At 68.9% G+C, this 25,564-nt stretch carries 23 protein-coding genes and 1 pseudogene; 8 read left to right on the forward strand and 16 right to left on the reverse strand.

The genetic code is table 11. From position 1 onward, the window contains the following. The first annotated feature begins 1 nt into the window (after position 1). Positions 2-1,933 carry a kelch motif-containing protein gene (locus tag QQY66_RS35100; protein ID WP_301984346.1) on the forward strand — a complete coding sequence of 644 codons (1,932 nt, stop codon included), beginning with the start codon at positions 2-4 and terminating at the stop codon, positions 1,931-1,933. Positions 1,934-1,948: 15 nt separating this feature from the next. Here QQY66_RS35100 and QQY66_RS35105 read toward each other — a convergent pair whose 3' ends face one another. Then, positions 1,949-2,950, reverse strand: a complete 1,002-nt coding sequence (locus tag QQY66_RS35105) for a glycoside hydrolase family 6 protein (protein ID WP_301984348.1) — start codon at positions 2,948-2,950, stop codon at positions 1,949-1,951. Positions 2,951-3,108: 158 nt separating this feature from the next. Between QQY66_RS35105 and QQY66_RS35110 the strand changes: the two genes are divergently transcribed. The 5 genes and pseudogenes from QQY66_RS35110 to QQY66_RS35130 all read left to right on the forward strand — a co-directional run. Then, on the forward strand, positions 3,109-3,618 hold the full coding sequence (locus QQY66_RS35110; RefSeq protein ID WP_301984350.1) for a MarR family winged helix-turn-helix transcriptional regulator: 510 nt from the start codon (positions 3,109-3,111) through the stop codon (positions 3,616-3,618). A gap of 43 nt (positions 3,619-3,661) precedes the next feature. Then, on the forward strand, positions 3,662-4,000 hold the full coding sequence (locus tag QQY66_RS35115) for a DUF3817 domain-containing protein (RefSeq protein ID WP_301984351.1): 339 nt from the start codon (positions 3,662-3,664) through the stop codon (positions 3,998-4,000). A gap of 80 nt (positions 4,001-4,080) precedes the next feature. Continuing rightward, positions 4,081-5,781 carry a methylmalonyl-CoA mutase gene (locus tag QQY66_RS35120; protein WP_301984352.1) on the forward strand — a complete coding sequence of 567 codons (1,701 nt, stop codon included), beginning with the start codon at positions 4,081-4,083 and terminating at the stop codon, positions 5,779-5,781. 54 nt (positions 5,782-5,835) lie between these two features. Further along, the gene (locus QQY66_RS35125) at positions 5,836-6,339 is read left to right on the forward strand and encodes a hypothetical protein (RefSeq protein ID WP_301984353.1); all 504 of its coding nucleotides are present in this window, start codon (positions 5,836-5,838) and stop codon (positions 6,337-6,339) included. A gap of 12 nt (positions 6,340-6,351) precedes the next feature. Continuing rightward, positions 6,352-6,837: pseudogene (locus QQY66_RS35130) on the forward strand (pyruvate kinase alpha/beta domain-containing protein); the annotation flags it as partial. A 72-nt stretch (positions 6,838-6,909) separates the two neighbouring features. Here QQY66_RS35130 and QQY66_RS35135 read toward each other — a convergent pair. From QQY66_RS35135 to QQY66_RS35180, 10 genes are all read right to left on the reverse strand, one after another. Beyond that, positions 6,910-7,122 carry a hypothetical protein gene (locus QQY66_RS35135; protein WP_301984354.1) on the reverse strand — a complete coding sequence of 71 codons (213 nt, stop codon included), beginning with the start codon at positions 7,120-7,122 and terminating at the stop codon, positions 6,910-6,912. An 8-nt stretch (positions 7,123-7,130) separates the two neighbouring features. Continuing rightward, a complete protein-coding gene (locus QQY66_RS35140; RefSeq protein ID WP_301984355.1) occupies positions 7,131-7,385 on the reverse strand; it encodes a hypothetical protein in 255 nt (84 codons plus the stop codon). Then, complete coding sequence (locus tag QQY66_RS35145; protein WP_301987605.1) at positions 7,382-8,584, reverse strand: IS110 family transposase; 1,203 nt, start codon at positions 8,582-8,584, stop codon at positions 7,382-7,384. Before QQY66_RS35145 ends, QQY66_RS35140 begins: the two co-directional genes overlap by 4 nt. 374 nt (positions 8,585-8,958) lie before the next feature. Then, complete coding sequence (locus tag QQY66_RS35150) at positions 8,959-9,345, reverse strand: hypothetical protein (RefSeq protein ID WP_301984356.1); 387 nt, start codon at positions 9,343-9,345, stop codon at positions 8,959-8,961. Continuing rightward, positions 9,342-9,734: a hypothetical protein gene (locus tag QQY66_RS35155; RefSeq protein ID WP_301984357.1), complete on the reverse strand. Its 393-nt coding sequence runs from the start codon at positions 9,732-9,734 to the stop codon at positions 9,342-9,344. The genes QQY66_RS35150 and QQY66_RS35155 overlap by 4 nt, the downstream gene beginning before the upstream one ends. Before the next feature lie 24 nt (positions 9,735-9,758). Then, a complete protein-coding gene (locus QQY66_RS35160) occupies positions 9,759-13,541 on the reverse strand; it encodes a hypothetical protein (protein WP_301984358.1) in 3,783 nt (1,260 codons plus the stop codon). Positions 13,542-13,962: 421 nt separating this feature from the next. Further along, the gene (locus QQY66_RS35165) at positions 13,963-15,291 is read right to left on the reverse strand and encodes a hypothetical protein (RefSeq protein ID WP_301984359.1); all 1,329 of its coding nucleotides are present in this window, start codon (positions 15,289-15,291) and stop codon (positions 13,963-13,965) included. Further along, positions 15,281-15,826: a DUF6114 domain-containing protein gene (locus tag QQY66_RS35170; RefSeq protein WP_301984360.1), complete on the reverse strand. Its 546-nt coding sequence runs from the start codon at positions 15,824-15,826 to the stop codon at positions 15,281-15,283. Before QQY66_RS35170 ends, QQY66_RS35165 begins: the two co-directional genes overlap by 11 nt. A 118-nt stretch (positions 15,827-15,944) precedes the next feature. Next, the gene (locus QQY66_RS35175) at positions 15,945-16,577 is read right to left on the reverse strand and encodes a DUF6230 family protein (protein WP_301984361.1); all 633 of its coding nucleotides are present in this window, start codon (positions 16,575-16,577) and stop codon (positions 15,945-15,947) included. Between the two features lie 649 nt (positions 16,578-17,226). Next, the gene (locus QQY66_RS35180; protein WP_301984362.1) at positions 17,227-18,207 is read right to left on the reverse strand and encodes a tetratricopeptide repeat protein; all 981 of its coding nucleotides are present in this window, start codon (positions 18,205-18,207) and stop codon (positions 17,227-17,229) included. A gap of 203 nt (positions 18,208-18,410) precedes the next feature. On the opposite strand from QQY66_RS35180, the gene QQY66_RS35185 reads away from it, so the two are divergent. Next, on the forward strand, positions 18,411-19,037 hold the full coding sequence (locus QQY66_RS35185; protein WP_301984363.1) for a TetR/AcrR family transcriptional regulator: 627 nt from the start codon (positions 18,411-18,413) through the stop codon (positions 19,035-19,037). A 222-nt stretch (positions 19,038-19,259) separates the two neighbouring features. Here QQY66_RS35185 and QQY66_RS35190 read toward each other — a convergent pair whose 3' ends face one another. Beyond that, positions 19,260-19,439, reverse strand: coding sequence for a hypothetical protein (locus QQY66_RS35190; RefSeq protein ID WP_301984364.1), 180 nt, complete (start codon positions 19,437-19,439; stop codon positions 19,260-19,262). A 32-nt stretch (positions 19,440-19,471) separates the two neighbouring features. On the opposite strand from QQY66_RS35190, the gene QQY66_RS35195 reads away from it, so the two are divergent. Beyond that, a complete protein-coding gene (locus QQY66_RS35195; RefSeq protein WP_301984365.1) occupies positions 19,472-19,885 on the forward strand; it encodes a hypothetical protein in 414 nt (137 codons plus the stop codon). 267 nt (positions 19,886-20,152) lie between these two features. Here QQY66_RS35195 and QQY66_RS35200 read toward each other — a convergent pair whose 3' ends face one another. From QQY66_RS35200 to pta, 4 genes are all read right to left on the reverse strand, one after another. Continuing rightward, entirely contained in the window at positions 20,153-20,656 is a 504-nt protein-coding gene (locus QQY66_RS35200; protein ID WP_301984366.1) for a hypothetical protein, read from the reverse strand. 86 nt (positions 20,657-20,742) lie between these two features. Then, positions 20,743-22,170, reverse strand: coding sequence for a pyruvate kinase (pyk, locus tag QQY66_RS35205; RefSeq protein ID WP_301984367.1), 1,428 nt, complete (start codon positions 22,168-22,170; stop codon positions 20,743-20,745). Positions 22,171-22,244: 74 nt separating this feature from the next. Continuing rightward, positions 22,245-23,462 carry an acetate kinase gene (locus tag QQY66_RS35210; protein ID WP_301984368.1) on the reverse strand — a complete coding sequence of 406 codons (1,218 nt, stop codon included), beginning with the start codon at positions 23,460-23,462 and terminating at the stop codon, positions 22,245-22,247. Continuing rightward, positions 23,459-25,549 carry a phosphate acetyltransferase gene (pta, locus tag QQY66_RS35215; protein ID WP_301984369.1) on the reverse strand — a complete coding sequence of 697 codons (2,091 nt, stop codon included), beginning with the start codon at positions 25,547-25,549 and terminating at the stop codon, positions 23,459-23,461. Before pta ends, QQY66_RS35210 begins: the two co-directional genes overlap by 4 nt. Positions 25,550-25,564: the final 15 nt, after the last annotated feature.

Here is a 25,564-nt window from a genome sequence, read left to right on the forward strand (position 1 = left end):
CATGGCCTACAAACCTTCTCAGAAGACCAAGAAGACCGTCCTCGGCATCGGCGGCATCGCCGTCCTGCTCAGCCTGAACGCCCCGGCCGCACTGGACTTCGCGGGCGAGCGGTACCACGCGTACAAGATCGCCCAACCCGGCTACCAAGCCCGGTACGGCAGTTGGAGCCAGGTCGACATCCCCGAGGAGTACCGCACCAACGCCATCCACGCGGCGCTCCTGCACACCGGCAAGGTCCTGATCGTCGCGGGCTCCGGCAACGAGCAGAAGAAGTTCAACAAGGGCGAGTTCGACACCGTCCTGTGGGACCCCAGGACCGACACCTTCAAGAAGATCCCCACCCCCGACGACTTCTTCTGCGCCGGCCACGCCCAACTCCCCGACGGCCGCCTCCTGGTGGCCGGCGGCACCGCCCGCTACGAACTCCTCGACGGCGAGGTGGAGCGCGCCGCCGGCGGTATGCGCGTGAAGAACGAGAGCCCCAACAAGGCGGTGTTCCTGAAGAAGGGCACGGTCTTCCGCTCGCCCGCCGGAGTCGAGTACGTCTCCCGCTTCGACGTCACGGTCCCCAGAGCCCAGGCGGTCACCGACCGCCGCACCGCCCGGACCCGGGTCACCGCGAGCGAGGTCCGCGTCTTCGTGGAGGCCGTCGAGAAGGGCCCGCTGTCCGTCACCGAGAACCAGGCCCAGTACGAGATCGTCGGCCTGACCGGCAAGGACGCGAACAACACCTACGGCCTCTCCGAGCGGATCACCTTCGACAAGCAGGACTTCCAGGGCATCCGCGCCGCCTACGAGTTCGACCCGAAGTCCGAGCGGTACGTCCCGGTCGAACCGATGGACAAGGCCCGCTGGTACCCCACCCTCGTCGGCCTGGAGGACGGCCGGGTCCTCGCCGTCTCCGGCCTGGACGACCTGGGCAAGATCGACCCCGGTGACAACGAGATCTACGACCCCAGGACCAAGAAGTGGTCACCGGGCCCCAAGCGGTACTTCCCGACGTACCCCGCCCTCTTCCTCACCAAGGGCGGCAAGCTCTTCTACCCGGCCTCGAACGCCGGTTACGGCCCCGCCGACATGGGCCGCGAGCCCGGCCTGTGGGACCTGAGGACCAACACCTTCCAGTACGTGCCGGGCCTGCGCGACGCCGACAAGACCGAGACGTCGGCCTCCCTCCTGCTCCCGCCCGCGCAGGACCAGAAGGTGATGATCCTCGGCGGCGGAGGCGTCGGCGAGTCCAAGAAGTCGACCCCGCGCACGGCCGTCGTCGACCTGAAGAAGGACAACCCGGTCTTCGAGGACGGCCCCGACCTCCCCCAGGGCACCCGCTACCTGAACAGCGTGATCATGCCCGACGACACCGTCTTCACCGCCAACGGCTCCGCGGACTACCGGGGCCGCAGCGCCAGCAACATCCTCAAGGCGCAGTTCTACGACCCGAAGGCCAACGCCTTCCGCGAGGCCGCCGCACCGACGGTCGGCCGCAACTACCACTCCGAGGCGCTGCTGCTGCCCGACGGCCGGGTCGCCACCTTCGGCTCCGACCCGCTCTTCGACGACCAGCAGAACACCAAGCTGGGCCACTTCGAGCAACGCATGGAGATCTTCACGCCGCCCGCCCTGCACAAGAACGGCAATCAGCGCCCCGTACTCGACCGCGGCCCGAAGACACTCGACAGCGACCACCGTGCGACCTTCACCACCGCCCACCCCGAACGGATCACCGCGGCCCGGCTCATGCGCCCCAGCGCGGTCACGCACACCACGGACGTAGAACAGCGCTCCATCGCACTCGACCTCACCAGGACAGGCGACTCGGTCACGGTCGACGTACCGAAGGACCCGGCCCTGGTCCCGCCCGGCTGGTACATGCTGTTCGTGACGGACGCGCAGGGCACGCCGTCGGAGGCGAAGTGGATCCACGTGAAGTAGCCGACAAGCACCCGACTACGCCTGGGAGTTGCGCGCCAGCCCCAGCGCGTACTCCGGCCACCACCGCCCAGCCTCCGGCCCGCCCCCGCACGTCCCGTCCGACTCCCCGGGCCGCTTGACCCACAGATAGGCGTCCAGGGCGGGCTCGCCGGTGTCGAAGGTGGGCGGGGTGCCCAGCGCCCTGCCCGGCGGGTTGCACCAGGCGCCGGTCAGAGGCCCCTTGCCGTTGCGGCTCGTGTCGATGACGAAGTGCTTGCCGCCCAGGTCCTTGGAGAGCTTCAGGCCGTACTTCTTGGTGACCTCGTTGGTCTGGAAGTTGGAGACGTTGAGGGCGAAGCCGTCGGCGCGCGCGACGCCCGCCCGGTACAGGCGCTGGACCAGCTGGGCCAGTTTCTGAGGCTCCTTGATCCAGGCCGGGTTGCCGGCGTCCAGGTACACCTTCGTGTTCGGCTGCCGCTTCAGCCGGTCGATCGCCTCGCCGAGCAGCTTCTCGCGCTCACCGTGGTACTCGCCGGGCGTGCAGCCGTCCACGACATGCGCGACCGCGTCGGGCTCGAGCACCACCACGGCCTTGGCCTTGCCCAGGGCAGCCGCGAACTTCCCGATCCAGGCCCGGTAGGCGCCCGCGCTCGCCGCCCCGCCCGCCGAGTGCTGCCCGCAGTCCCGGTGCGGGATGTTGTACGCCGTGAACAGCGCCGTCCGCCCTTCCCGGAGCGCCGCTGCGGCGGCCGAGCCGACCACCGGGGTCGGGTCGACCTCACCGGCCGGCCACAGCGCGGCGGGCCGCTCGGCGATCCGCCGGAGCAGTTCGGCGTCCTCGGTACGGCCTTGCTGCTGCCACTTCTCGATCTGCCGGGCGGCGGGGCTCGCCGGGTCGACCCAGAACGGCGACGCGGGGTCCGCCTTCCTGGAGGCGGCGCCGGCGACGGAGGCCTCGTCGATGTCGGCCGCGGACGTACAGCCCGCCGCGAGTCCGAGCACCGCGAGAGCCGCGAGGGCGTGGATCAGCCGGGGCATGCTGCTCCCTTGGGCGAGAGTGACGTACAGTGACAACTCATTACTAATCGTTGCATAGCGGACACGCCTCGGCCGGTATCGCAATGCCGGGAAAGCCCGGCGGACCGAAGGGCGAGACGGGGCTGACCGCCATATGACCGGCCGGTAGGGTCTGGGGCGTGCCGAAGCCCCTCAGCCTTCCCTTCGACCCCATCGCCCGCGCCGACGAACACTGGAAGCAGCGCTGGGGAAACGTACCCTCCATGGCCGCGATCACCTCGATCATGCGGGCCCAGCAGATCCTGCTCGCCGAGGTCGACGCGGTGGTCAAGCCGTACGAACTGACGTTCGCGCGCTATGAGGCATTGGTGCTGCTCACCTTCTCGAAGGCCGGTGAGCTGCCGATGTCCAAGATCGGCGAGCGGCTCATGGTGCATCCGACGTCCGTGACTAACACGGTGGACCGGCTGGTGAGGTCGGGCCTGGTGGAGAAGCGGCCCAACCCGAACGACGGCCGCGGCACCCTCGCCACCATCACCGACAAGGGCCGCGAGGTCGTCGAGGCCGCCACCCGCGACCTGATGGCGATGGACTTCGGACTCGGGGTGTACGACGCCGAGGAGTGCGCCGAGATCTTCGCGATGCTGCGGCCGCTGCGGGTGGCCGCCGGCGACTTCGAGGACGGGTAGCCCGGGGCAAGATCTCCCGGAACCGGCCGTTACGCTCGACGGCATGAAAAAAAGCGTGCTGACCCGCTACCGCGTTCTGGCCTACGTCACCGGTGTGCTGCTCGTCCTGCTGTGCCTCGGCATGATCGCGAAGTACGGCCTCGATGTCGACGGTGCCGCCGACTTCACCCGGGTCGTCGCCATCGCGCACGGCTGGCTGTACGTCCTCTACCTGGTCTTCGCCTTCGACCTGGGCTCCAAGGCGAAGTGGCCGGTCGGCAAGCAGCTCTGGGTCCTGCTCGCCGGCACCGTCCCGACGGCCGCCTTCTTCGTCGAGCGGAAGATCAGCCACGAGCTGGAGGCCAAGGTGGCCGGGGATTCGCCGGCGGTCGCGAAGGCCTGACCTGCGTCTTACCAGGGCGTTGCTAGGGCGCCCTGGTAAACGGTCGACATTTACTAGGACGTCCAAGTAAATTTGTTGGTATGGACGCTCACGCCATAGAGGACGGCCGCCGTCGCTGGCAGGCCCGCTACGACGCTTCGCGCAAGCGCGACGCAGACTTCACCACGCTCTCCGGCGATCCCGTGGAGCCGGTGTACGGGCCCCGGCCGGGGGACAGGTACGAGGGCTTCGAGCGGATCGGCTGGCCCGGGGAGTATCCCTTCACCCGCGGGCTGTATTCGACCGGCTACCGAGGGCGGACCTGGACCATCCGCCAGTTCGCCGGCTTCGGCAACGCCGAACAGACGAACGAGCGCTACAAGATGATCCTGGCCAACGGCGGAGGCGGCCTGTCCGTGGCCTTCGACATGCCGACCCTCATGGGCCGCGACTCCGACGACCCGCGCTCGCTCGGCGAGGTCGGCCACTGCGGCGTGGCGATCGACTCGGCGGCGGACATGGAGGTCCTGTTCCGGGACATCCCGCTGGGCGACGTCACGACCTCGATGACGATCAGCGGTCCGGCCGTCCCCGTCTTCTGCATGTACCTCGTCGCGGCCGAGCGGCAGGGCGTCGACCCCGCCGTCCTGAACGGCACGCTCCAGACGGACATCTTCAAGGAGTACATCGCCCAGAAGGAGTGGCTCTTCCAGCCCGAGCCGCACCTGCGCCTCATCGGCAACCTCATGGAGTACTGCGCCTCCGGCATCCCCGCCTACAAGCCGCTGTCCGTCTCCGGCTACCACATCCGCGAGGCCGGATCGACGGCGGCACAGGAGCTGGCATACACGCTGGCGGACGGCTTCGGGTACGTCGAACTGGGGCTCTCCCGCGGCATGGACGTGGACGTCTTCGCCCCCGGCCTGTCCTTCTTCTTCGACGCCCATGTCGATTTCTTCGAGGAGATCGCCAAGTTCCGCGCCGCGCGGCGCATCTGGGCGCGCTGGATGCGGGACGTGTACGGCGCGCAGTCCGAGAAGGCCCAGTGGCTGCGCTTCCACACGCAGACCGCCGGCGTCTCCCTGACGGCCCAGCAGCCGTACAACAACGTGGTGCGTACGGCCGTGGAGGCGCTGGCGGCCGTACTGGGCGGCACGAACTCCCTCCACACCAACGCCCTGGACGAAACCCTCGCGCTGCCCTCCGAGCAGGCCGCGGAGATCGCCCTGCGCACGCAGCAGGTACTGATGGAGGAGACCGGGGTCGTCAACGTGGCCGATCCGCTGGGCGGTTCGTGGTACGTCGAGCAGCTCACCGACCGCATCGAGGCGGACGCGGAGAAGATCTTCGACCAGATCAAGGAGCGGGGCCTCAGGGCCCACCCCGACGGCCGGCACCCGATCGGACCGGTCACCTCCGGGATCCTGCGCGGCATCGAGGACGGCTGGTTCACCGGGGAGATCGCGGAGTCCGCCTTCCAGTACCAGAAGGCCCTGGAGAAGGGCGACAAGCGGGTCGTAGGCGTCAACGTCCACCACGGCTCGGTCACCGGCGACCTGGAGATCCTCCGCGTCAGCCACGAGGTGGAGAGGGAGCAGGTCCGGGCGCTCGGCGGCCGGAAGGCCGCCCGCGACGACGCGGCGGTGCGCTCCACGCTGGACGCGATGGTCGCGGCGGCGCGGAACGGCGGCAACATGATCGAGCCGATGCTGAACGCGGTGCGGGCGGAGGCGACGCTGGGGGAGATCTGCGGGGTGTTGCGGGAGGAGTGGGGGGTGTATACGGAGCCTGCGGGGTTCTGAGGACAGGGAACCATCAGGAGAACAACCGAGTCGCCATGGAGAGGTACAAAGCGCGTGGCTGCTGATCCCTCCCCGGACCTGGGCGAGGTGCTGCGGCAGCTCGCACAGGTCGTCGGGCAACGCGAAGCCGAATGCTCGTTCACCGACGGGCATGACCGCTGGTCCCTCTACCGTGCTGCCCTGGACACTCCGGCCGTGCTGCCGCTGCTGTTTGATGCGGTGTCGCTGGAGCCGGACGGGCCGCTGGCGTCCGGAGTCGTCGGCGACGTACTGGAACGGGTTCCCGAGGACGAGCGCGAGCAATGGGTGCAGATCCTCCCGCGGGGCGTGCGCGACTTCTCGGCACGCCGGGCACGGGAACTCAGGGTCCTGGCCTCGCTGGAAGAGGGCGGCGTGCCGGCCGATGCAGCCGGAGAACTCATCGGCGGCTGGTCCGACTGGCTTCAGTTGAGAGCCGTCCGTGCGGCCTCCGACAAGGAGGTGCTGCACGTTGTCTCCCAGAAAGGCCGGACCAAGGCGATCAGGCGGGCCGCAACAGAGGCACTCCAGCGGCGGTAGCCGTGACAGAGCGGCGCGTACCCGATCGAGACGGTCAAGACGATGTCGAAGATCGTCGTCGCGGCCGAGCAGGAGCTGATGTCGAAGGGCCTCCAGCCCCTGGTCCCCGGCAAGAAGCCGCGCACGCAGGGCGGTTCGGTCGCCCGCGCCGCCTGCGAGATCGCCGACTTCCTCGGCGGCAGGGGCCTGATCGCCTTCACCAAGTCCGGCGACACGGCCCGCCGCCTGTGCCGCTACCGGGCCTCCCAGCCGATCCTCGCCTTCACGACGGACGAGTCCACCCGCAACCAGCTCACCCTCAGCTGGGGCGTCGAGTCCCACGTCGTCCCCTTCGTCAACAGCACCGACGAGATGGTCGACCTGGTCGACGGCGAAGTCCTCAAACTCGGCCGCTTCAATGCCGGCGACACCCTCATCATCACGGCGGGGTCGCCTCCTGGGGTGCCGGGCACCACGAACATGGTGCGGGTGCACCACTTGGGCGGCGCGGCGAAGTAACGCACGTGCCCGGCAAGGGGCTTGTACGGCGGTGAGGGCGCCTCCTTTGGCAGGGGGCGCCCTCAGTTCTTCTCACCGGGTGTTCTCACGCTGTCGGCGGTACTCCCACCGTCTCCCGCAGCCACGCGTTGCTGGCTCCGGATGGGTGGTAGTGATCAGGCGTACCGTCTCGGACTTGGCGTGAGGGGTCAGCTCACGCAGTTCGGACCAGTTCAGCTCCGCCTTGCCCGGCGGGTACTCCGTAGTGAGGGTGACGGAGTCACCGTCGCGGCTGAAGGCGTACACGTGCTGGGTCAGCTGGCCTCGGTCGCGACGTCGTTCTGGGTCTCCAGCGTCGTCGTGGCGTAGTGCAGCATCAGGGCGAAATCGACCACGGGCAGCCCCGGCAGACGCACGCTGAGGTCCACACCGTGGATGACGAGCCGCACATTCGCCTGGAAGAGTTCCAGGCAGAAATCGGAGTTCGTCAGCTCCGGGTGCTCTGGCCGGTCAGGTTTCTCCGCCGGCCAGCCCGGATCCCAGGGGGGTGCCCCTATTGGTTTCGTCAACCCGTGGGGGCGGGTTGGGGTTCGTAGAAGGTGCCGTCGCGGAGCATCGCGAAGAGCACGTTGGCTCGTCGTCTCGCGAGGCAGAGGAGGGCTTGGGTGTGGTGCTTTCCCTGAGCGATCTTCTTGTCGTAGTAGGTCCGCGAGACCGGGTCGGCCAGGGCCGCGAACGCGGACAGGAAGAAGGCCCGTTTGAGCTGTTTGTTTCCCCGGCGGGAGGGTTGTTCGCCGCGGATCGACGAGCCCGAGCTGCGGGTCGCGGGGGCGAGTCCGGCGTAAGCGGCGAGGTGGGCGGCGGACGGGAAGCTGCTGCCGTCGCCGACGTCGATGAGGATCCTGGCTCCGGTCCTGACGCCGATGCCGGGCATGGACGTCAGGACCTTGGAAAGAGGGTGGGCCTCCAGCAGTTCCTCGATTCTCGTGGCGAGGAGTTTGCGCTGGTCGAGGACGGCTTGGAGAGAGCTGGCGAGGCTGGGGACGATCAGGGCGGCGGCGTCCGTGCCGGGGACGACGACGGTCTGTTCGTCGAGCGCGGTGAAGATGTCCTCGACCAGCCGCTCGGCCATCCGCGGGGCCTTCGGGCGTATCAGGCTGATCAGCCGGCGCCGTCCGGCCTTGCGGATCAGGGCCGGCGAGCCGAACTGGTCCAGCAGTTGGAGCACGGCCGGGTGCTGGATGCGCGGGCCCAGGACCCGTTCGAGGTGCGGGTGGATCTGGGTGAGCAGGCCGCGCAGCCGGTTGCTGATGCGGGTGGCTTCGCCGGCCAGGTCGTCGTCGAAGCCGAGGATCATTTCCAGCTCGGCGACGGTCTCGTCTTCCAGCTCGATGGAGCGGAGTGTGTGCGGCATCGACCGGGCGGCGTCGGCGATGACGAAGGCGTCACGGGCGTCGGTCTTGGCCTCGCCGGGATAGAGGTCGGCGATCCGCCGCATCGTGAGACCTGGCAGATAGGCAACCTGGCAGCCCATGTCGCGGGCCACTGCGATGGGCAGGGCGCCGATGGAGGCCGGCTGGTCGACGACCACGAGCACGGTGCCGTGCTTGGCCTGCAACTTCGCGAAGAGCTCGCGGAGTTTGGGCTCACTGTTGGGCAGCCGCTTGTCGAAGGCCTTCTTCCCGGTCGCGGTGACGGCGGTGGCGTGGTGTTCGCCCTTGCCGACGTCCAGGCCGAGGAAGACGCCGATGTCGCTGGTGTCGATCACGTGCAGTCTCCGGTCGTACTCGCCCGGCCTTGGCGCGGCACCGATCGCCACATCCACATTACGAAGAGCCTCCCTGCCTCCGGAGAAGCCGGTGGTCATGCCCCTAATCAGCGGTCTGTCGATGCCTCCGGAGCTGGTGACACCACCCCCCGGGCCATGCGTTCGACAGGGGGGACCAGTCATGCCAGCTCCAGAGGCCGGGAGCCCCATTGCGGGGCCACGAAGAAGGTAATGGGGGGCCTCGGCGCGAGGTTCGAAGGCAAAGCTGATCACCGCTGTCTCCTGTCGCCACCAGCTGTGCCCTCACACGTCTTCTCCAGAGGAAGGGCCCGGGGGCATGTGCCCCCGGGCCCTTCAAAGCCGTTTGAGGCGTATTACGCCATGGCGGCTGCTTCGACGATTCCAAGTGCCAGGGCGTCGAAGTTCTCCCGGTAGAAGGTCAGCTCACGGTGGAAGTTCTCCTCCGAGAACATGCCGCGCTCCAGGAACATGACCGCCACGGCGGTCATTGCGCTGTGCAGGATGTGCAGTTCCTTGATGGTGAGCCGCAGCTCGAATGACGTCTCGTGAGCGCCCTCGAAACGGTCGGCCAGGGTGTCGACTGCCTCTGGACCCGCGCCCAATTGCACGACCAGAGCCGTATTTCCGAGATTCCGGCCGCGTAGGAAAGCCAGAGCCTGGTGATAAGCCTCCGCCTGGGCCGGGGTGATCCGGGCGACGAACGCCTCACCGTCAGGGATGAGCTGGAGCCGGGACCTCATGCCGTCACCTCGGAGGCCGCATTGACGAGGCTCAGTGCGAGGGCGTCGAGGTTCTCCCTGAAGAAGCCCAGCCGAATGTGGAAGGGCTCCTGCAAGACCCTGCCGCGCGACATGAACATGGTCGCCACGGATGTCAGCGCACTGTGCACGACATGCAGTTCCCCCCACTGGAACCGCACCTCGACCGACTCCGCGTCACCGACACGCAACCGCTCGACGATGCTGTCGACCGCCTTGGGGTCGGCACCGAGTTGCAGGGCCAGGATGTTGGCACTGATATCCCGGTGGCGCAGAAAGATCAGCGCCTCGTGCATGGCAAGGGCCTGGCTTCGGGTGAGACGGGCGACGAACTCCTCACCGTCTTGGGTCAGTTCGAAATCTGTTTCCATGAATTGCGTCCTCCCTTCTCACTGCTAGGGCAGAGGCTCATAGCGACCGCCGGTGAAGAACTCGGCCTCGGTCTTCTTGTAGGCGTGGATGAACCGCTGCTTGATGATGATGATCAAGCCTTTCGCCTTATCGTAGGCGACCGGCGTGCCCGTGCCCGCTTCCCGGTGCGTAGCAGCGCCACGGTACTTCTTGAAGTACTCGGCCATGGCCTTCAGGTCGCGGCCGATGCCGGGGAGGTTGTGGTCGTTGGCCGTTTTGAAGTTGGAGTCCGCCATGCGGTCCCACTGGTACTCGACGCCGTCCGCCACGTCAGGGCCGTACTGCTTCTCGATCTTGATGAGGAGTTCGTTGGGCAGCGACTCCTTGGGATCGAGGTTGGCGCACATGTCCGCCCAGTCGTCGTTGTTCGACGACGCGGCCGCGGCCATGGTGGAGAAGGACGTCTGCGTCGCGGAGAAGGCCGCCGCCTGCGCGGGCTTCTTCTTGATCGGGCAGGACGGAAGCTCGGGCTCCTTCTTCGCCTTCTCGGCCAGCTTGCGCAGCTTGTCCAGCGTCCGCTTGGCCTGGGCCGACTTCTCGAAGAAACCGACGACTCCCGAGGCGATCCGGACGATCGCCTTGCTCACCCCGAGGATCTTGCTGGCCGGGACGGCCTTGACCAGCGTCCACAGGCAAGCCTCGACATCGCCCTTGGTCAGGCAGTTCTTGAGGTCGGTCCAGCCGATCTCGTCGAGGAGGATCTGCCCGCCGTTCTCCTTGACCCAGGTCAGCAGGTCCATGGAGGCGAGGGCCTGGGCAGCGCGGTACTGGTCCACGCATTCCTGCCCGCAGGCGCGCAGCAGAGCCGCTTCCAGGTCGCTGCCCAAGTCGGGGGCGTCGTACGCCGTCTCGGCCCGCTCCTTGCGGAGGGCCTCTTGCTCCTCGCGCTGGGCCTTCTCCGCACGGTCGGCGGCGGCGTCGGCGTCCTTGGCTGCACCCTCGGCGTTGGAGGCGGCCTTCTCGGCCTTCACCGCGTCCGACTCCGCGTACGTGGCGGTCCGGTCCGCGGCGGCAGCGTCGGCCTCGGCGGAGGAGGCGGCGGAGCGGGCGCTCGTCGCATCCTTCTCGGCCTCCGTGGCGTCGCGGTCGGCCTGGGCGGCCGCCGACTCGGCCTCGTTGGCCGCGAAGTTGGCGTAGAAGGCGTCGGTGCCCGCCTGCTGGTCATACTTCTGGGCGTTCGCGTCTGCCTTCTTCGCGGCCGCTGCGTCGGTCGCCGCCGCAGCGGCAGAAGCGTTGGCCGCCGCGGCGGAGTTGACCGCTTGCACCGCGTAGTCCGCCGCGTCGGCCGCCGCCTGGAGGGCGATCTTCGCGTCGCCGGCCGCCCTGTCGGCAAGCGCCTTGGCCTGCGCCGCCGCCTTCTTCGCCTCGTCCGACTTGGCCTTGGCCGCGCTGGCCTGCTGTTCGGCGATCGTCTTGGAGGTCTGCCCGATCAGCACCGCGTACGCGGCCGAGGCGTCGGTCTCGATGTACGGGGAGCCGATGCTGATCGCCTCGTTGGCCGCCTTGGTCACAGCGGTCGCTGCGTCCCGGGCGGCCTGCGCGTACTGGGCCGTGGCGAGCGCGTACCCGGCGGTCTTCGCCGCCCACGCGGCCGTCTTGGCAGCCTCGGCCACCGCCGCGGTTGCCTCCTTACGCGCGGTGATCGCGGCGGCCTGGGCCTTCTTGGCCTCGGCGTCCGCCTTCTTGGCCTTCTCCTTCGCCGACGCGGCCGCGTCGATCGCCTCGGCCGCCGCGGCGTGCGCGGTGGCAGCAGCCGCATGGGTCTTCGCGTACGCCGACTGGGCCGCGTCGGCGGCGGACCGGGAACGCTTGGCTGCACCTTCCGCACGGGTCGCCGCCGCTCGGGCGTTCACCGCCGCCGTGGTCGCTTCGTTCGCCGCCGTACGGGCCCGGGTCGCCGCACCCGCCGCGTCGTTGGCGGCGGCACGGGCCTCGGTGGCCGCCTGCCGGGTCTCGGCTGCGGCCGCAGTGCCCTCAGCGGCGGCTGCGGCGGACTCCAGGGCCGCCGCTCGGGAGGCGGTGGCGTTCTTCTCCTGCTCGGCCTTGACCGCCGCGTTGCGGGACTTGTAGGCGCGCTGTTCGGCGCTCAGCGCCGCCGCCAGCTTCGCCGTCGCGGTCGAGCCGGCCGTCTCCGCGTTCGTGCGGGCCTCGCTGGCCTTGTTCCGTTCGCCCTGCGCCCGCTTCTCGGCCGCGTCGGCCTTCGCGCGCTCGCTCGCCGCCAGGTCGCGCTCACGCTCGGCGGTGGCCTTCTCGGCCTCCGCGATACCGCGCTGCCGCTTCGCCTCCGCCGCCTGGTCCTTGGCAGTCTTCTCAGCCTTCTCGGCCGTCGCACGGGCCTTCTTCGCGGTGGTGGCGTTGGCCGCCGCCTCGGCGGCCAGCTTGGCCGCGGACTCGGCGGCCGCCTTGGCCTGCGCCTTCGCCTCCAGTGCCGCCGTCTTGCGGAACTCCGTGTTCAGCGCGTGCGTCTGGGTCTTCGCCAGCGCCAGGAGCGTCTGAGAGTCCGCCACCGTGGCCTTCGCCGCGTTCGACGCCGTCAGCGTCGCCTTCGCCGCCGCCTGGGCGGCCGCGGCCGATGCCTTGGCGACCTGCACGGACTGCTGCGCATAGAGCAGGCCCCGGCCGCGCGGCCACTTCGCGGCGTCGGCGATCGTCCACGCCTTCGTCTGCTCGGTGCCCGCGGTGTTCGCGGCTGTCTTGGCCCGGGCGGCCGCCGCGTCCGCCACGGCCACCTGGGCGGCAGCCTTGGTCTTGGCCGCGTTCAGGTCCTTCGCGGCCTTGGTGAACGCGGCCGTCGTCGGGTAGTCGAGCGAGTCCTTGTGCGCGGCCCAGTACTTCTGCCAGTACAGGATCTGGTCAGCCTGCCAGGCCTGCCGGACCGCCTCGATCATCGCGCCGGTGGCGGCCCGCGTCTCCTTAGCCGCGGCAGCCTCGGCGGTGACGATCGCCTTGCGCTGCCCGGCCTGGCCGGAGTACTCCGCCTCCCACTCCGAGTACGCCTGCACGACCGCCCCGGTGAGCACCCGGTAGTGGTCGATCGGGTTGGCGCTGTCACAGGCCGCCCAGGCCTGCTTCAGCGCTTCGACCTCGGTGCGGAACTCCAGCGAGTCCGGCTCGGGGGCCTTCGTCGGGAAGCCGCCGAACCGCAGGAAGGTGGCGACGTCGTTGGCCGAGGAGTAGCCCAGGTTGGTCGTGTCGAGCAGTTCCTTCCCGGCGACGTCCTTGTACGCGGCAGCCCACGTGTCGTCGCCGGTGTCGAAGGCGTCGAGCACCTTCTTGGCTTGGTCCAGCGAGGCCTGGCCGGGCTTCGGTGTCGGGGACTCCCACGTCCTGTCGTACAGGTCCTGCTGGGTGCCGAGGGTGAAAGTGATGATGTCCTTGCCGAAATCCGGTGCCCAGTAGTCCCGGCCGCCCTGCGAATTCACCGACGCGTAAGGCTTGTTGCTGGCGTTCAGCTTGTCCTGACGGTCTCGGTAGGCACGCAGGTCCGCCAGGCCCGTGTCCGAGTCCCGCCAGTGGGCCGCGCCCAGTTCACCGAAGGTCCAGTCCGCCACGACCGTGCGCAGTCCGGCGTCCGGGCCTGCGAGTTTGGTTGCCGCGTATGTCTTCATCTCTGGCCCGCCGAAGTGCACAGCCCGTGCCACCTGGCAGCGGTCTTTGCGGGCCTGCGCGCCGAGGCTGATGCGCAGGGTGCGTTCGTAGGGGTTGGCCGGGTTGTCTCCCGGTTCGTCAGCGGCTGCGGGGGCCGCGGAGACGAGTCCGCCGAGCACGGCTGCCGCGGTCGTGAGCGCGACGGCAGCGAACCCTCGCTGTGCGCGCCCTGCCCGGAATCGTCTCTGTAATCTTCTTCGTGTCGTTCGCACGTCGATGCCTACCTGGATGGTCTGTCCGGATGGTCGGTCCGTACACACAGGAAGAAGGCACGCCAAAGCGTCAGCGAGAAAAGCCAGGAAGTGAAAAGAGCCCCGTCCGTACCGCGTGCGGTCAACACGCGCCCCCGCGCCCCCTCCCCATGGGGACGCGATCATCATGACAGTGGGAAAGCGTTTACGGAACCCTCAATTCGCTCTTAGGTTCGACCTGAAAATCGACAAGGCTGTGCCCCCGGCGGGTCGAAACCCGCCGGGGGCACAGCTCTTTGCGGCTCCCGGAGAGGACTCGAGAGGGTGGCGCTCCAGCCGGTCCCGCCGCTCAGTCGGTCTGGTAGCTGTGCAGCCCGGGGACGGTCAGGTCGCCGCCGAACTGGCCGGCCTGCACGACCTTCACCTTGGTGAAGTAGATCAGCGGGATGTTCAGCGGCGGCGGGTGCTTCGGGTCGAACGTGATCGGGATCAGGCCGAACAGGTTCCCGGAGATGGACTCCGTGTACATGATCGTCTTGCCGTTGCGGATCGTGGACGTCGTGCCCGCGCCCGCCTGCACGTGGTAGGTCTTGCCGGACTGCTTGTCCTTGACCGTCTGGTGCAGGTCACCGATGTCCGTGCCGTCGGAGATGACGTACTTCAGCACCTTCTTCGTGGTGCCGTTCGCGGTCCTCACCTCGACTATGCCCTGATAGTCGGCGCCCTTCAGCAGCAGCGAACTGGCGTCCAGGTACCAGGGGTCGTCGGGCAGCGGCACCTTGTTGTCGACGCCGCCCTCCTCGTCCGTGGCGACCGGACAGCCGTCGGCGTCCTTGGTGGCGCTCGCGGACGGGCTCGGGGTGGCCGACTCGGCGGCCTGCCCGGCAGCCTTGGCCGCTTCCTCGACCGCCTTCTGCTTCTCCTCGGCCGCCTTCGACGCCGTGTCGGTCGTGTCCTTCACGGTGTCCTCGACCGTGCCGGTGACCTTCTCGGTGGTCTCCTTGACGGCGTCGGACGACGAGGACTTCGCGCTCTCGGAGGCCGACGCCGACGGGGTGGCCGACGGCGACGGGCTCGCGCTCGCCGACGCGCCCTGACCGCCGGTGAAGATGCCGGAGATCGCGTCGCCTATGTCCTCCAGCAGACCGCCGCCGCTCTCCGACGGCGAGGGGCTCGGCGTGGCGGTGTCGTTGCCCGACTCCGAGCCGCCCGAGCCGCTCGCGGGGGCCGACGGCGTCGGCGTGGGCTCGTCGTCGGAACCTGAATCCGACGAAGAGTCGTTGCCGCCCGAGGAGTTGCCCGCCGTGGAGTCCGAAGTGCCGGTGTCCCCGGTCGAGGACTCCGACGGCGACGGCTCCGCCTCCTCGGACTCGCTCGCCGAGGCGGACGGTGACGGGCTCGCGCTCGCCGACGCCTCGCCATCGAGGGCCGCAACACATTCCTTGTACTCGTCCGCCGTCAGGCTCTTGGACGTCGGCTGGTCCTCGGCGAGCGCCAGCTTCGGTGTGAACCCCATCCCCATGAGGACAGCCGTCGGCATCGCCGCCAGGGCTATCGCCTTCCCGGCCGGCATCTGAATCCTGGTGAACAGCGGCTTCTTGGGTGCCGCATGGCGCGGCCCGGTTCTCACACGGGACTCGTCCACCCCAGTCCCGTGGGTCACCTCGTCAGCCGGCACTGTGCCTCCCGTTCGCCCCGTTCGCCGGGCTCGTTCCTGACAGATCGATCGGCTCACCCAGCGGATCGGCGCTCGGCCCGGTCAGGCCCTCGGGCGCGCCGCCCTCGCCCTTGCCGGTCTCCTCCGCCTCCGGTGCCGGCGGCTCACCCGGCACCCAGGCCACGGCCATCGCACCGCCGACCATCGCCAGCAGGAAGCCGATGAGGAAGCCACCCAGGTTGGACACCGGGATGGAGACCAGGGCCAGCAGGATCGCCGCTACGCCCGCGAAGGTGCGTACGTGCTTCTGAAACCAGAGGCTAATGCCGAGCACGACGAGCAGCACGCCGATGATCAGGGACCCGGCGCCCGCGGTGGTCGCCATCGCCAGCGTCAGGTGCCCGATCTTCAGATGGGCGTACGGGAAGTAAGCGATAGGGATTCCGCCGAGGAGGACGAACAGCCCGGCCCAGAACGGCCGGGTGCCCCGCCAGGCGCGGAACTGCAGCCTCCGGCGGCTGAACTGGCCGGTAGCGGCAGGAGTCTCGGCGCTCATGGAAAACAGCTCCCTGGTGCGGCTTTGCTGTGGTGGTGAGTTGTACTGGGTGTGAAGATTCCGCTTCTACGGTGGACGGGCGGGGGCGCCACCGGCTCCCCCGCCCGTCATCGAGTGCTTAGTAGCACTCCTTGACACCCGTCGACAGCGACATCTTCAGGCCGCTGAGCTTGAAGGTTCCGGCGGTGGTCGCCCACGCCGTCTGCTTCACGTCGGTCAGCGTGGCCTCGTCGGCCTGCTGCGCGAACCCGAACGGGTTCGAGGTCTCGTTCTCCTTCATGCCAGGACCCTTGTTGGCGTCCTTGGCGGCAACGCCGATGTCGATGTTCTTGAAGACGGCGTTCGCCTCAAGCTCCGCGACGTCGATGTACAGGTTCTCGGCCTTGACCGGCGTACCGCCGCCGCCCGCCTTCAGCGTCAGGCTGACGGAACCGAGCAGCGGGATGTTCGGCGTGACCACGGACTGGCACATGTTCGTGATCGTGGCGTCCCTGAAGGCCGAGACCGCGACGGGGTGAGCCGTCTTCTTGCCGTCGAGGGTGGTCCCCGCGTCAATGGCCCCGTACTGGGAGAAGCCTGTGCCGACGAGCTTGTCGGCCGTGACCTTGAACGACTGCCCCGACACGCTGAACGACGCGGCGAGGGCGCCCTGGCCGAGAGCGATACCTATACACGCCGTGGCGGCGACGCTGGGCACCATCACCACAGCGAACCGCTTCCATCTGGTCCCGCCACGCACCTGGGACTCCATATTTCCTCCTTCTCGGACGTACATCTCCTGGCCCTGACTGCCCCTGTCGAGTCGACGGCTCAGCCGGGCAGGGATGGGAGAAGTGCTACGTCCTCGGGAAGGGGAGCGCCCGCGCCCGGAAGCGCGAAACGCGCCTCGATCACCGGCGATCACCCCCGAGCGACAACCACTGGTCGCGCCTGACACGCATCACGCACAACCTTGCTGGACAGGCTTCGCCGGTAGGCGAAGACCCCCCTGCCCAAGAGCCGGCGCCACTGCCGCCGGCTCTACTCGGTGGGGACCCTTGACTCCCGTCGACCCAACCGGCTGTCGGGGTACGGGAATGGACCGAGCGTCGCCGATCGTGGTGCATTCTCGCCGCCCGCACAAGGGGGTTCGTTACTCACTAGTAACGGCCGGATAACCGAACAACGACCCTCGGGTCTCGGGTGGCGACGCTGGGTGGCTCCTGGGGGGTGGACAAAGCCGTTGATCGCTGGACAGATTCCGACAGATCAACGGCTCTGACTTACTCGCAGTAACAGCGGCCGCGATTACCAAGATTTGGTAAAGCGCGGCCGCACTGGTCCTCTGTGGGCGAATCTTTCACTCGGGCATCACATGCCCCGGCGTTTAGTGACTGGTCAGAACCGGGCCCTCGCCCCGGTCAGAACAGGGCGCGCGCCAGCGCCCTGCGCGCCGCCATGACTCGCGGATCCTCGGCGCCGACCACCTCGAAGAGTTCGAGCAGCCGCACCCGTACGCCCTCCCGCTCCTCGCCCGCCGTGCGCTGCACGGTGTCGATGAGCCGCCCGAACGCGTCCTCGACATGTCCGCCCACCAGATCCAGGTCGGCGGCGGCGATCTGCGCCTGTGCATCACCCGGCTTCTCGGCGGCGTCCTTGCGCACCTGCGCCGGGTCGAGCCCCTGCACCCGCTGGAGCAACTCGGCCTGGGCGAGGCCGAGTTTGGCCTCCATGTTGCCCGGGTCGTCGCTCAGCACGTTCTTGTACGCCTGTACGGCACCGCCCAAGTCGCCCGCGTCCAGGGCCTGTACGGCGGCTTCGAGCAGGGCGTCGTACGGCCCCGCCGGTACCGCGGGAGCCTGCTGCTCGGGGGCGCCGGGCTCGGCCTCGGCGTCGACGGCCAGGCCGGTGAGGCCGAAGCGCTGCTCGGCGACCTGGACGAGCTGGTCGAGCGTCTGCCGGATCTGCGCCTCGCCTGCGGCCCCCTGGAAGAGCGGCAGCGCCTGTCCCGCCACCACGGCGAAGACAGCGGGAATCCCCTGGATCCCGAACTGCTGCATCAGCATCTGATTGGCGTCGACGTCGATCTTGGCAAGGACGAAGCGCCCGTTGTACTCGACGGCCAGCCGCTCCAGGACCGGGCTCAGCTGCTTGCAGGGCTGACACCACTCGGCCCAGAAGTCGATGACGACGGGTACCTCGGTGGACCGCTGGAGGGCATCGCGCTCGAATCCGGCCTCGTCGACGTCGATGACGAGGTCGGCCGGGGAGACGGCTCCTCCCCCGCCGCCCTGCCGTGCCGCTTCGGCCCGCGCCTGCTCCGCCTTCGCCTTGGCCTCCTGGGCCGCCTTCACCGCGGCGAGGTCGACGACTCCGCTCATGGACATGTTCCGTGGCTGCATGAGTACATCCTCCCCGTTCTCGCGCGTGTGTGAAAAGCGTTGTGAAAGCCGGTCGCGCAGTGTTCGTTTCGGCGTCGGGTCCCCACCCCACACCAGTGGTTTCGCTACGACCCGTAGCGTAATGGCACCGGGTGCCTCCGTGCCCCCCCGGACCCGGTGATCTCCCTCACCGCCTCACAGGAACCGCCGGTTATGGTCATGGGATGCAGAGCCCCACTTCCGCCCCACGCGCCACAGGACGCCCGCGCAGCGCCGCCGCGGACACCGCGATCCTCGCGGCCACGCGGGAGGCCCTGGTTGAGCTGGGCTGGTCGAAGCTCACCCTGGGAGACGTGGCGACGCGGGCCGGGGTTGCGAAAACGACCCTGTACCGCCGCTGGGCGGGCAAGAATGCGCTCGTGGTCGATGCCGTCGCGGCGCTCTTCGACGAGCTTGAGCTACCGGATCGGGGAAGCCTCGCCGCCGACGTCGAAGGCGTGGTGCTGCAATTCGCCGCCCTCCTGGACCGCCCGGAGACCAAGACGGCGTTGATGGCGCTGATCGCCGAGTCGACGACGGACAACGCCCTCAGGGCTCGCATCCGCTCATCGATCGTCGACCGCCAGAAGCGGCTCGTCCTGGAGGGGCGCGCCCGCGCCCAGGGGCGCGGGGAACTACCGACGGAGAGTGACCCCGAGGCCGCGGCCCGTACGGCAGACCTGATCTTCGACGTGATCGCGGGCGCGGTGGTGCACCGGGCCTTGGTGAGTGCCGAACTAGTTGACGCGGAATGGGCCCAAGGCTTCACGAAGCTCCTGCTCAACGGCCTGACCGCATCGGCAACGGCCTGACCTCGACGTCCCTCCCCACGCCCCTCTTCGCTGTCCGCACCGCATGGCCGTGGCGTTCGGGGCGGCTCGCCGCGAAAGACGCAGCCACTTCCCCGATCGCCTTACACGGAGACAAAAGGGGCCGGGCGCGTGCACGTGCGCGTTGGTGACCAACTCGGAGACCAACTCTCTGAAAGTTCGAGGAACTTCGCGAACGCCATGACCTGACCGGGATGACGCCACCTACACCTGGATGTTCGACCCGTCCGGCAGGAGTTTCGTGGTCTCCGGCGTCCCCTCCTGGCGGGAGGCGGCCCGCACGTTCGAGGACCCGTCCTTGTTCGAGGTCTCCCAGCCCTGGCCCTCCGACTTCGCTGCAGGGTCGCACCGTAGGTTGAAACCCAGCAGGACGACCGGGGGCACCTGCTGCTGGAATGGGAGGGAGGACTGTGGACATGCCAGATTTCATCCGCCCGGGCCGACTGTTCCGGGTCGTCGGCTTCAACCCCTCGCACCGGCAGCTCTACCTTGCCAGCGAGGCGCTCGCCGTCGATGGGACCACGACACACGTCGAGGCTTACTTCGGTCACGTGGAGCTCATGCTGTTGCGGCCCTACTACCGGGACGGCGTGCACATCCGCCGGGCCACCGCCGAGGAGTTCGCCGTCCTGCGGGAACGGCACCGGCTTGGGCCGGAGGACCCCGAGTACACCTGGATGCTGGAGCCGGACGGCGACAGCTTCGTCGTCAGTGGCAAGCCGAGCTGGCGGGAGGCCGAGTACGAGCTGATGGGCGACCGGGAAGCCCTGTACGACGCCTCCAAGCCCTGGCCGCCGGACTTCCCCGCGGAGTCGGGCACCGTCGGCTGACGCCCCGACAACAGCTGAGAGCGCCCCCTGGCCACAGGGGGACGCCCTCAGCGCCGTACAAGAGCCTCACCGCCCCGCTCAAAGGCCTTACAGGCCCGAGTTACTTCGCCTCGCCCCCAGATGATGCTCCCGCACCATGTTCGTCGTCCCCGGCGCCCCAGGAGACGAGCCCACTGAGCGCCGCCCTGTCAGCCATCTCCGGAAGTTGCAGAGGACTGTGCCCCCGACCAGGTGTCGACCCGGCGAGCACAGCCGTGTCACGGGCGGCTACCGCCGCTGGAGCGCCTCCGTTGCGGCCCGCCTGATCGCCTTGGTCCTGCCCATCTGGGAGACGACGTGCAGCACCTCCTTGTCGGAGGTCGCACGGACGGCTCTCAACTGAAGCCAGTCGGACCAGCCGCCGATGAGTTCTCCGACGGCATCGGCCGGCACGCCGCCCTCTTCCAGCGAGGCCAGGACCCCGAGTTCGCGTGCCCGGCGTGCCGAGAAGGCGCGCACGTTCGGCGGGAGGATCTGCACCCATTGCTCGCGCTCGTCCTCGGGAACCCGTTCCAGGACGTTGCCGACGACCCCGGACGCCAGCGGCCCGTCCGGCTCCAGCGACACCGCATCAAACAGCAGCGGCAGCACGGCCGGAGTGTCCAGGGCAGCACGGTAGAGGGACCAGCGGTCATGCCCGTCGGTGAACGGGGCTTCGGCTTCGTACTGCCCGACAACCTCGGCGAGTTGCCGCAGCACCTCGCTCAGGGCCGGGGCGGGATCAGCAGCCATGCGTCGGTCCTCTCTACAAGCTGAGGGCGCCCCCTGCCAAAGGAGGCGCCCTCACCGCCGTACAAGCCCCTTGCCGGGCACGTGCGTTACTTCGCCGCGCCGCCCAAGTGGTGCACCCGCACCATGTTCGTGGTGCCCGGCACCCCAGGAGGCGACCCCGCCGTGATGATGAGGGTGTCGCCGGCATTGAAGCGGCCGAGTTTGAGGACTTCGCCGTCGACCAGGTCGACCATCTCGTCGGTGCTGTTGACGAAGGGGACGACGTGGGACTCGACGCCCCAGCTGAGGGTGAGCTGGTTGCGGGTGGACTCGTCCGTCGTGAAGGCGAGGATCGGCTGGGAGGCCCGGTAGCGGCACAGGCGGCGGGCCGTGTCGCCGGACTTGGTGAAGGCGATCAGGCCCCTGCCGCCGAGGAAGTCGGCGATCTCGCAGGCGGCGCGGGCGACCGAACCGCCCTGCGTGCGCGGCTTCTTGCCGGGGACCAGGGGCTGGAGGCCCTTCGACATCAGCTCCTGCTCGGCCGCGACGACGATCTTCGACATCGTCTTGACCGTCTCGATCGGGTAGGCGCCGACGGAAGACTCCGCCGACAGCATCACCGCGTCCGCGCCGTCCAGGATCGCGTTGGCCACGTCGGAGGCCTCTGCGCGGGTCGGGCGGGAGTTGGTGATCATCGACTCCATCATCTGGGTCGCCACGATCACCGGCTTGGCGTTGCGCCGGCACAGCTCGATCAGGCGCTTCTGCACCATCGGGACCTTCTCGAGCGGGTACTCGACGGCCAGGTCACCGCGGGCCACCATGACGGCGTCGAACGCCATCACGACGCCCTCCATGTTCTCCACCGCCTGGGGCTTCTCCACCTTGGCGATGACGGGGACGCGGCGGCCCTCCTCGTCCATCACCTTGTGGACGTCCTCGACGTCCTTGGCGTCCCGCACGAAGGACAGGGCGACCATGTCGCAGCCCATGCGGAGGGCGAAGCGGAGGTCCTCGACGTCCTTGTCGGACAGCGCCGGGACGTTGACGGCCGCACCGGGCAGGTTGATGCCCTTGTGGTCGGAGACGACACCGCCCTCGATGACGATCGACTTGACCCGCTGGCCCTCGACGTCCAGCACCTTCAGCTCGACGTTGCCGTCGTTGATCAGGATCTGGTCGCCGCGGGAGACGTCACCGGGCAGGCCCTTGTAGGTCGTCCCGCAGATCTGCTTGTCGCCCGGGACGTCCTCGGTGGTGATGACGAACTCGTCACCGCGCTCCAACTCCACCGGGCCCTCGGTGAAGGTCTCCAGCCGGATCTTGGGGCCCTGCAGGTCGGCGAGGACGCCGATCGCGCGGCCGGTCTCCTTGGAGGCGGCGCGGACACGGTCGTACCGTCCCTGGTGCTCGGCGTGGGTGCCGTGGCTGAAGTTGAAGCGGGCCACGTTCATGCCGGCCTCGATCAGCGCGACGAGTTGCTCGTGGGAGTCGACCGCGGGGCCGAGAGTACAGACGATTTTCGAACGGCGCATGGGGGCGATCCTATCGGTTTGTTTCGCTGCGGAATATTCCGTCTGGCGGAAAATGCAAAGGGGCGGGATGCCGCTCAGGTGAGATTCCGAGAACCATTCACGAGCGCATACGTCTGTGTCGCAATCTCCAGTTCCTCATCGGTCGGCACCACGGCGACGGCGACCCGCGCGGACTCCGGCGAGATCAGCCGCGGCCCGTCACTCCGTACGGCGTTCAGCTCGCTGTCGACGGCCAGGCCCAGCGCCTCCAGGCCCGCCACGGCAGCTTCCCGCACTGGGCTCGCGTTTTCCCCGACTCCCGCTGTGAAGGCGACCGCGTCCACCCGTCCGAGTACGGCGTAATAGGCGCCGATGTACTTCTTCAGCCGGTGAATGTAGATGTCGAAGGCCAGCTTCGCCTGTTCGTCACCCTCGTCGATCCGGCGGCGGATCTCCCGCATGTCGTTGTCCCCGCACAGACCGATCAGGCCACTCTTCTTGTTGAGGAGAGTGTCGATCTCGTCCGTGGACATTCCGCCAACGCGCATCAAATGGAAGATGACGGCAGGATCCATGTCCCCGGACCGCGTACCCATCACCAGCCCCTCCAAAGGCGTCAGCCCCATGGAGGTGTCGACACATCGACCGCCCTCGACCGCCGAGGCGGACGCACCGTTCCCGAGGTGCAGGACGATCACATTGACGTCGGCAGGGTCCTTGCCCAGCAGCTCGGCGGTCGCCCGGGAGACGTACGCGTGCGACGTCCCGTGGAAGCCGTACCGGCGGATCCGGTGCTCGTCGGCGGTCTTCACGTCGATCGCGTAGCGCGCCGCGGACTCCGGCATCGTCGTGTGGAACGCGGTGTCGAAGACGGCGACCTGGGGCAGGTCGGGGCGCAGCGCCTGGGCGGTGCGGATGCCGGTGAGGTTGGCGGGGTTGTGCAGCGGGGCGACCGGGATCAGCCGCTCGATCTCGGCGAGTACGGCGTCGTCGATCACGGTCGGCTCGGTGAAGTGCAGGCCGCCGTGCACCACCCGGTGGCCGATCGCGGCCAGCTCGGGCGAGTCCAGGCCGAGCCCGTCTCTCGTCAGTTCTTCCGATACGGCCTTCAGCGCGGCCTCGTGGTCGGAGATCGGGCCGGTCCACTCACGGGACTCGCCGGTGGTAAGAGGGGTGTGCTTGAGCCGGGAGGTCTCCTCACCGATCCGCTCGACCAGGCCCACCGCCAGCCGGCTGCCGTCGCGCATGTCGAGCAGCTGGTACTTCACTGACGAGGAGCCGGAGTTCAGGACGAGGACGCGGGACGAGCTCACTGTGCGGTTGCCTTCTCGCTCGGGGTCTGGGCCTGGATCGCCGTGATGGCGACGGTGTTGACGATGTCCTGGACGAGGGCGCCGCGGGAGAGGTCGTTGACCGGCTTGCGCAGACCCTGAAGGACCGGGCCGACGGCGATCGCGCCGGCCGAACGCTGCACGGCCTTGTAGGTGTTGTTGCCGGTGTTCAGGTCGGGGAAGATCAATACGCTTGCCTGACCGGCGACTTCGGACTCCGGCAGCTTGGTGCGGGCGACGGTCGGTTCCACGGCGGCGTCGTACTGGATCGGCCCCTCGATCTTCAGGTCGGGCCTGCGCAGCCGCACCAGCTCGGTCGCCTCGCGCACCTTGTCGACGTCGGCGCCAGAGCCGGACGTACCGGTCGAGTACGACAGCATCGCGATCCGCGGCTCCACGCCGAACTGCTGGGCGGTCGCGGCGGACTGGATGGCGATGTCGGCGAGCTGCTCGGCGTTCGGGTCGGGGTTGACCGCGCAGTCGCCGTAGACGAGGACCTTGTCGGCGAGGCACATGAAGAAGACGGAGGACACGATGGACGCGTCCGGCTTCGTCTTGATGATTTCGAAGCCGGGGCGGATCGTCGCGGCCGTGGAGTGCACCGACCCGGACACCATGCCGTCGGCCAGGCCCTCCTGCACCATCAGCGTGCCGAAGTAGTTCACGTCGGAGACCACGTCGTACGCCAGCTCCACCGTCACGCCCTTGTGGGCGCGCAGGGCGGCGTACTGCTCGGCGAAGCCGTCGCGCAGCTCGCTGGTGGCCGGGTCGATCAGCTGGGAGTCGCCGAGGTCGATGCCGAGGTCGGCGGCCTTCTTGCGGATCTGGTCGACCGGGCCGAGGAGGGTGAGGTCGCAGACGCCGCGGCGCAGCAGGACCTCGGCGGCGTGCAGGACGCGGGGCTCGGTGCCCTCCGGGAGGACGACCCGGCGCATGTCGGAGCGGGCCTGTTCGAGGAGCTTGTGCTCGAACATCATCGGGGTGACGCGGTCGCTGCTGGGGGCGCTGACCCGCTTCAGCAGGTCCCCGGTGTCGGCGTACCGCTCGAACAGGCCGAGCGCGGTCTCCGCCTTGCGCGGGGTGGCCGCGTTCAACTTCCCTTCCATGCCGAAGAGTTCGGCGGCCGTCGGGAAGCTGTTGCCGGAGACCGAGAGGACCGGGGTGCCGGGGGCCAGGCGGGCGGCGAGCGTGAGGATCTCGTCGCTGGGCACCTCGTTGAGCGTCAGCAGTACGCCCGCTATCGGCGGGGTGCCGGCGCTGTGCGCGGCGAGCGAGCCGACGACCAGGTCGGCGCGGTCGCCCGGCGTGACGACCAGGCAGCCCGGGGTCAGGGCGCTCAGGAAGTTGGGCAGCATCGCGCCGCCGAAGACGAAGTCCAGCGCGTCCCGGGCGAGCCCGGAGTCGTCGCCGAGCACCACCTTGGCGCCGAGGGCGTGGCTGATCTGGGAGACGGTCGGCGCGGAGAGGGCGGGCTCGTCCGGCACGACGTAGCAGGGCACCGGCAGCCGGTCGGTGAGCCGCTCGGCGATGCGGTCGCGGTCCTCGCGGGCGACCCGGTTGGTGACCATGGCGAGGACGTCGCAGCCGAGGCCGTCGTAGGCGCGGTAGGCGTTGCGGGTCTCGGCGAGCACGGACTCGGCGGTCTGCCCCCGGCCGCCGACCACCGGGATCACGGACGCGCCGAACTCGTTCGCCAGCCGTGCGTTGAGGGCCAGCTCGTCCGGGAACTGGGTGTCGGCGTAGTCGGTGCCGAGGACGAGGACGACGTCGTAGTCCCGGGCGACGAGATGGAAGCGGTCGACGAGGGTGGAGACCAGCTCGTCCGCGCCCTGCTCGGCCTGGAGCGCGGACGCCTCGTGGTAGTCCATGCCGTAGACCGTCGCCGGGTCCTGCGAGAGCCGGTACCGGGCGCGCAGCAGCTCGAACAGCCGGTCGGGTCCGTCGTGGACGAGCGGGCGGAAGACGCCCACCCGGTCGACCTGCCGGGTCAGCAGTTCCATGACCCCCAGCTCGACGACCTGGCGGCCGTCGCCGCGGTCGATACCGGTCACGTACACGCTGCGGGTCACGCGTGCTCTCCGTTT

This window comes from Streptomyces sp. DG2A-72, assembly GCF_030499575.1.
Classification (GTDB): domain Bacteria; phylum Actinomycetota; class Actinomycetes; order Streptomycetales; family Streptomycetaceae; genus Streptomyces.

Excerpts from the sequence above, each read along its gene's own strand:
- QQY66_RS35105 (WP_301984348.1), bottom strand. The coding sequence starts at position 2,950 with ATGCCCCGGCTGATCCACGCCCTCGCGGCTCTCGCGGTGCTCGGACTC.
- QQY66_RS35175 (WP_301984361.1), bottom strand. The coding sequence starts at position 16,577 with ATGGAGTCCCAGGTGCGTGGCGGGACCAGATGGAAGCGGTTCGCTGTG.
- QQY66_RS35155 (WP_301984357.1), bottom strand. The coding sequence starts at position 9,734 with ATGGAAACAGATTTCGAACTGACCCAAGACGGTGAGGAGTTCGTCGCC.
- QQY66_RS35120 (WP_301984352.1), top strand. The coding sequence starts at position 4,081 with ATGGACGCTCACGCCATAGAGGACGGCCGCCGTCGCTGGCAGGCCCGC.
- QQY66_RS35115 (WP_301984351.1), top strand. The coding sequence starts at position 3,662 with ATGAAAAAAAGCGTGCTGACCCGCTACCGCGTTCTGGCCTACGTCACC.
- QQY66_RS35100 (WP_301984346.1), top strand. The coding sequence starts at position 2 with ATGGCCTACAAACCTTCTCAGAAGACCAAGAAGACCGTCCTCGGCATC.
- QQY66_RS35200 (WP_301984366.1), bottom strand. The coding sequence starts at position 20,656 with ATGGCTGCTGATCCCGCCCCGGCCCTGAGCGAGGTGCTGCGGCAACTC.
- QQY66_RS35185 (WP_301984363.1), top strand. The coding sequence starts at position 18,411 with ATGCAGAGCCCCACTTCCGCCCCACGCGCCACAGGACGCCCGCGCAGC.
- QQY66_RS35195 (WP_301984365.1), top strand. The coding sequence starts at position 19,472 with ATGCCAGATTTCATCCGCCCGGGCCGACTGTTCCGGGTCGTCGGCTTC.
- pyk (WP_301984367.1), bottom strand. The coding sequence starts at position 22,170 with ATGCGCCGTTCGAAAATCGTCTGTACTCTCGGCCCCGCGGTCGACTCC.
- QQY66_RS35150 (WP_301984356.1), bottom strand. The coding sequence starts at position 9,345 with ATGAGGTCCCGGCTCCAGCTCATCCCTGACGGTGAGGCGTTCGTCGCC.
- QQY66_RS35180 (WP_301984362.1), bottom strand. The coding sequence starts at position 18,207 with ATGCAGCCACGGAACATGTCCATGAGCGGAGTCGTCGACCTCGCCGCG.
- QQY66_RS35170 (WP_301984360.1), bottom strand. The coding sequence starts at position 15,826 with ATGAGCGCCGAGACTCCTGCCGCTACCGGCCAGTTCAGCCGCCGGAGG.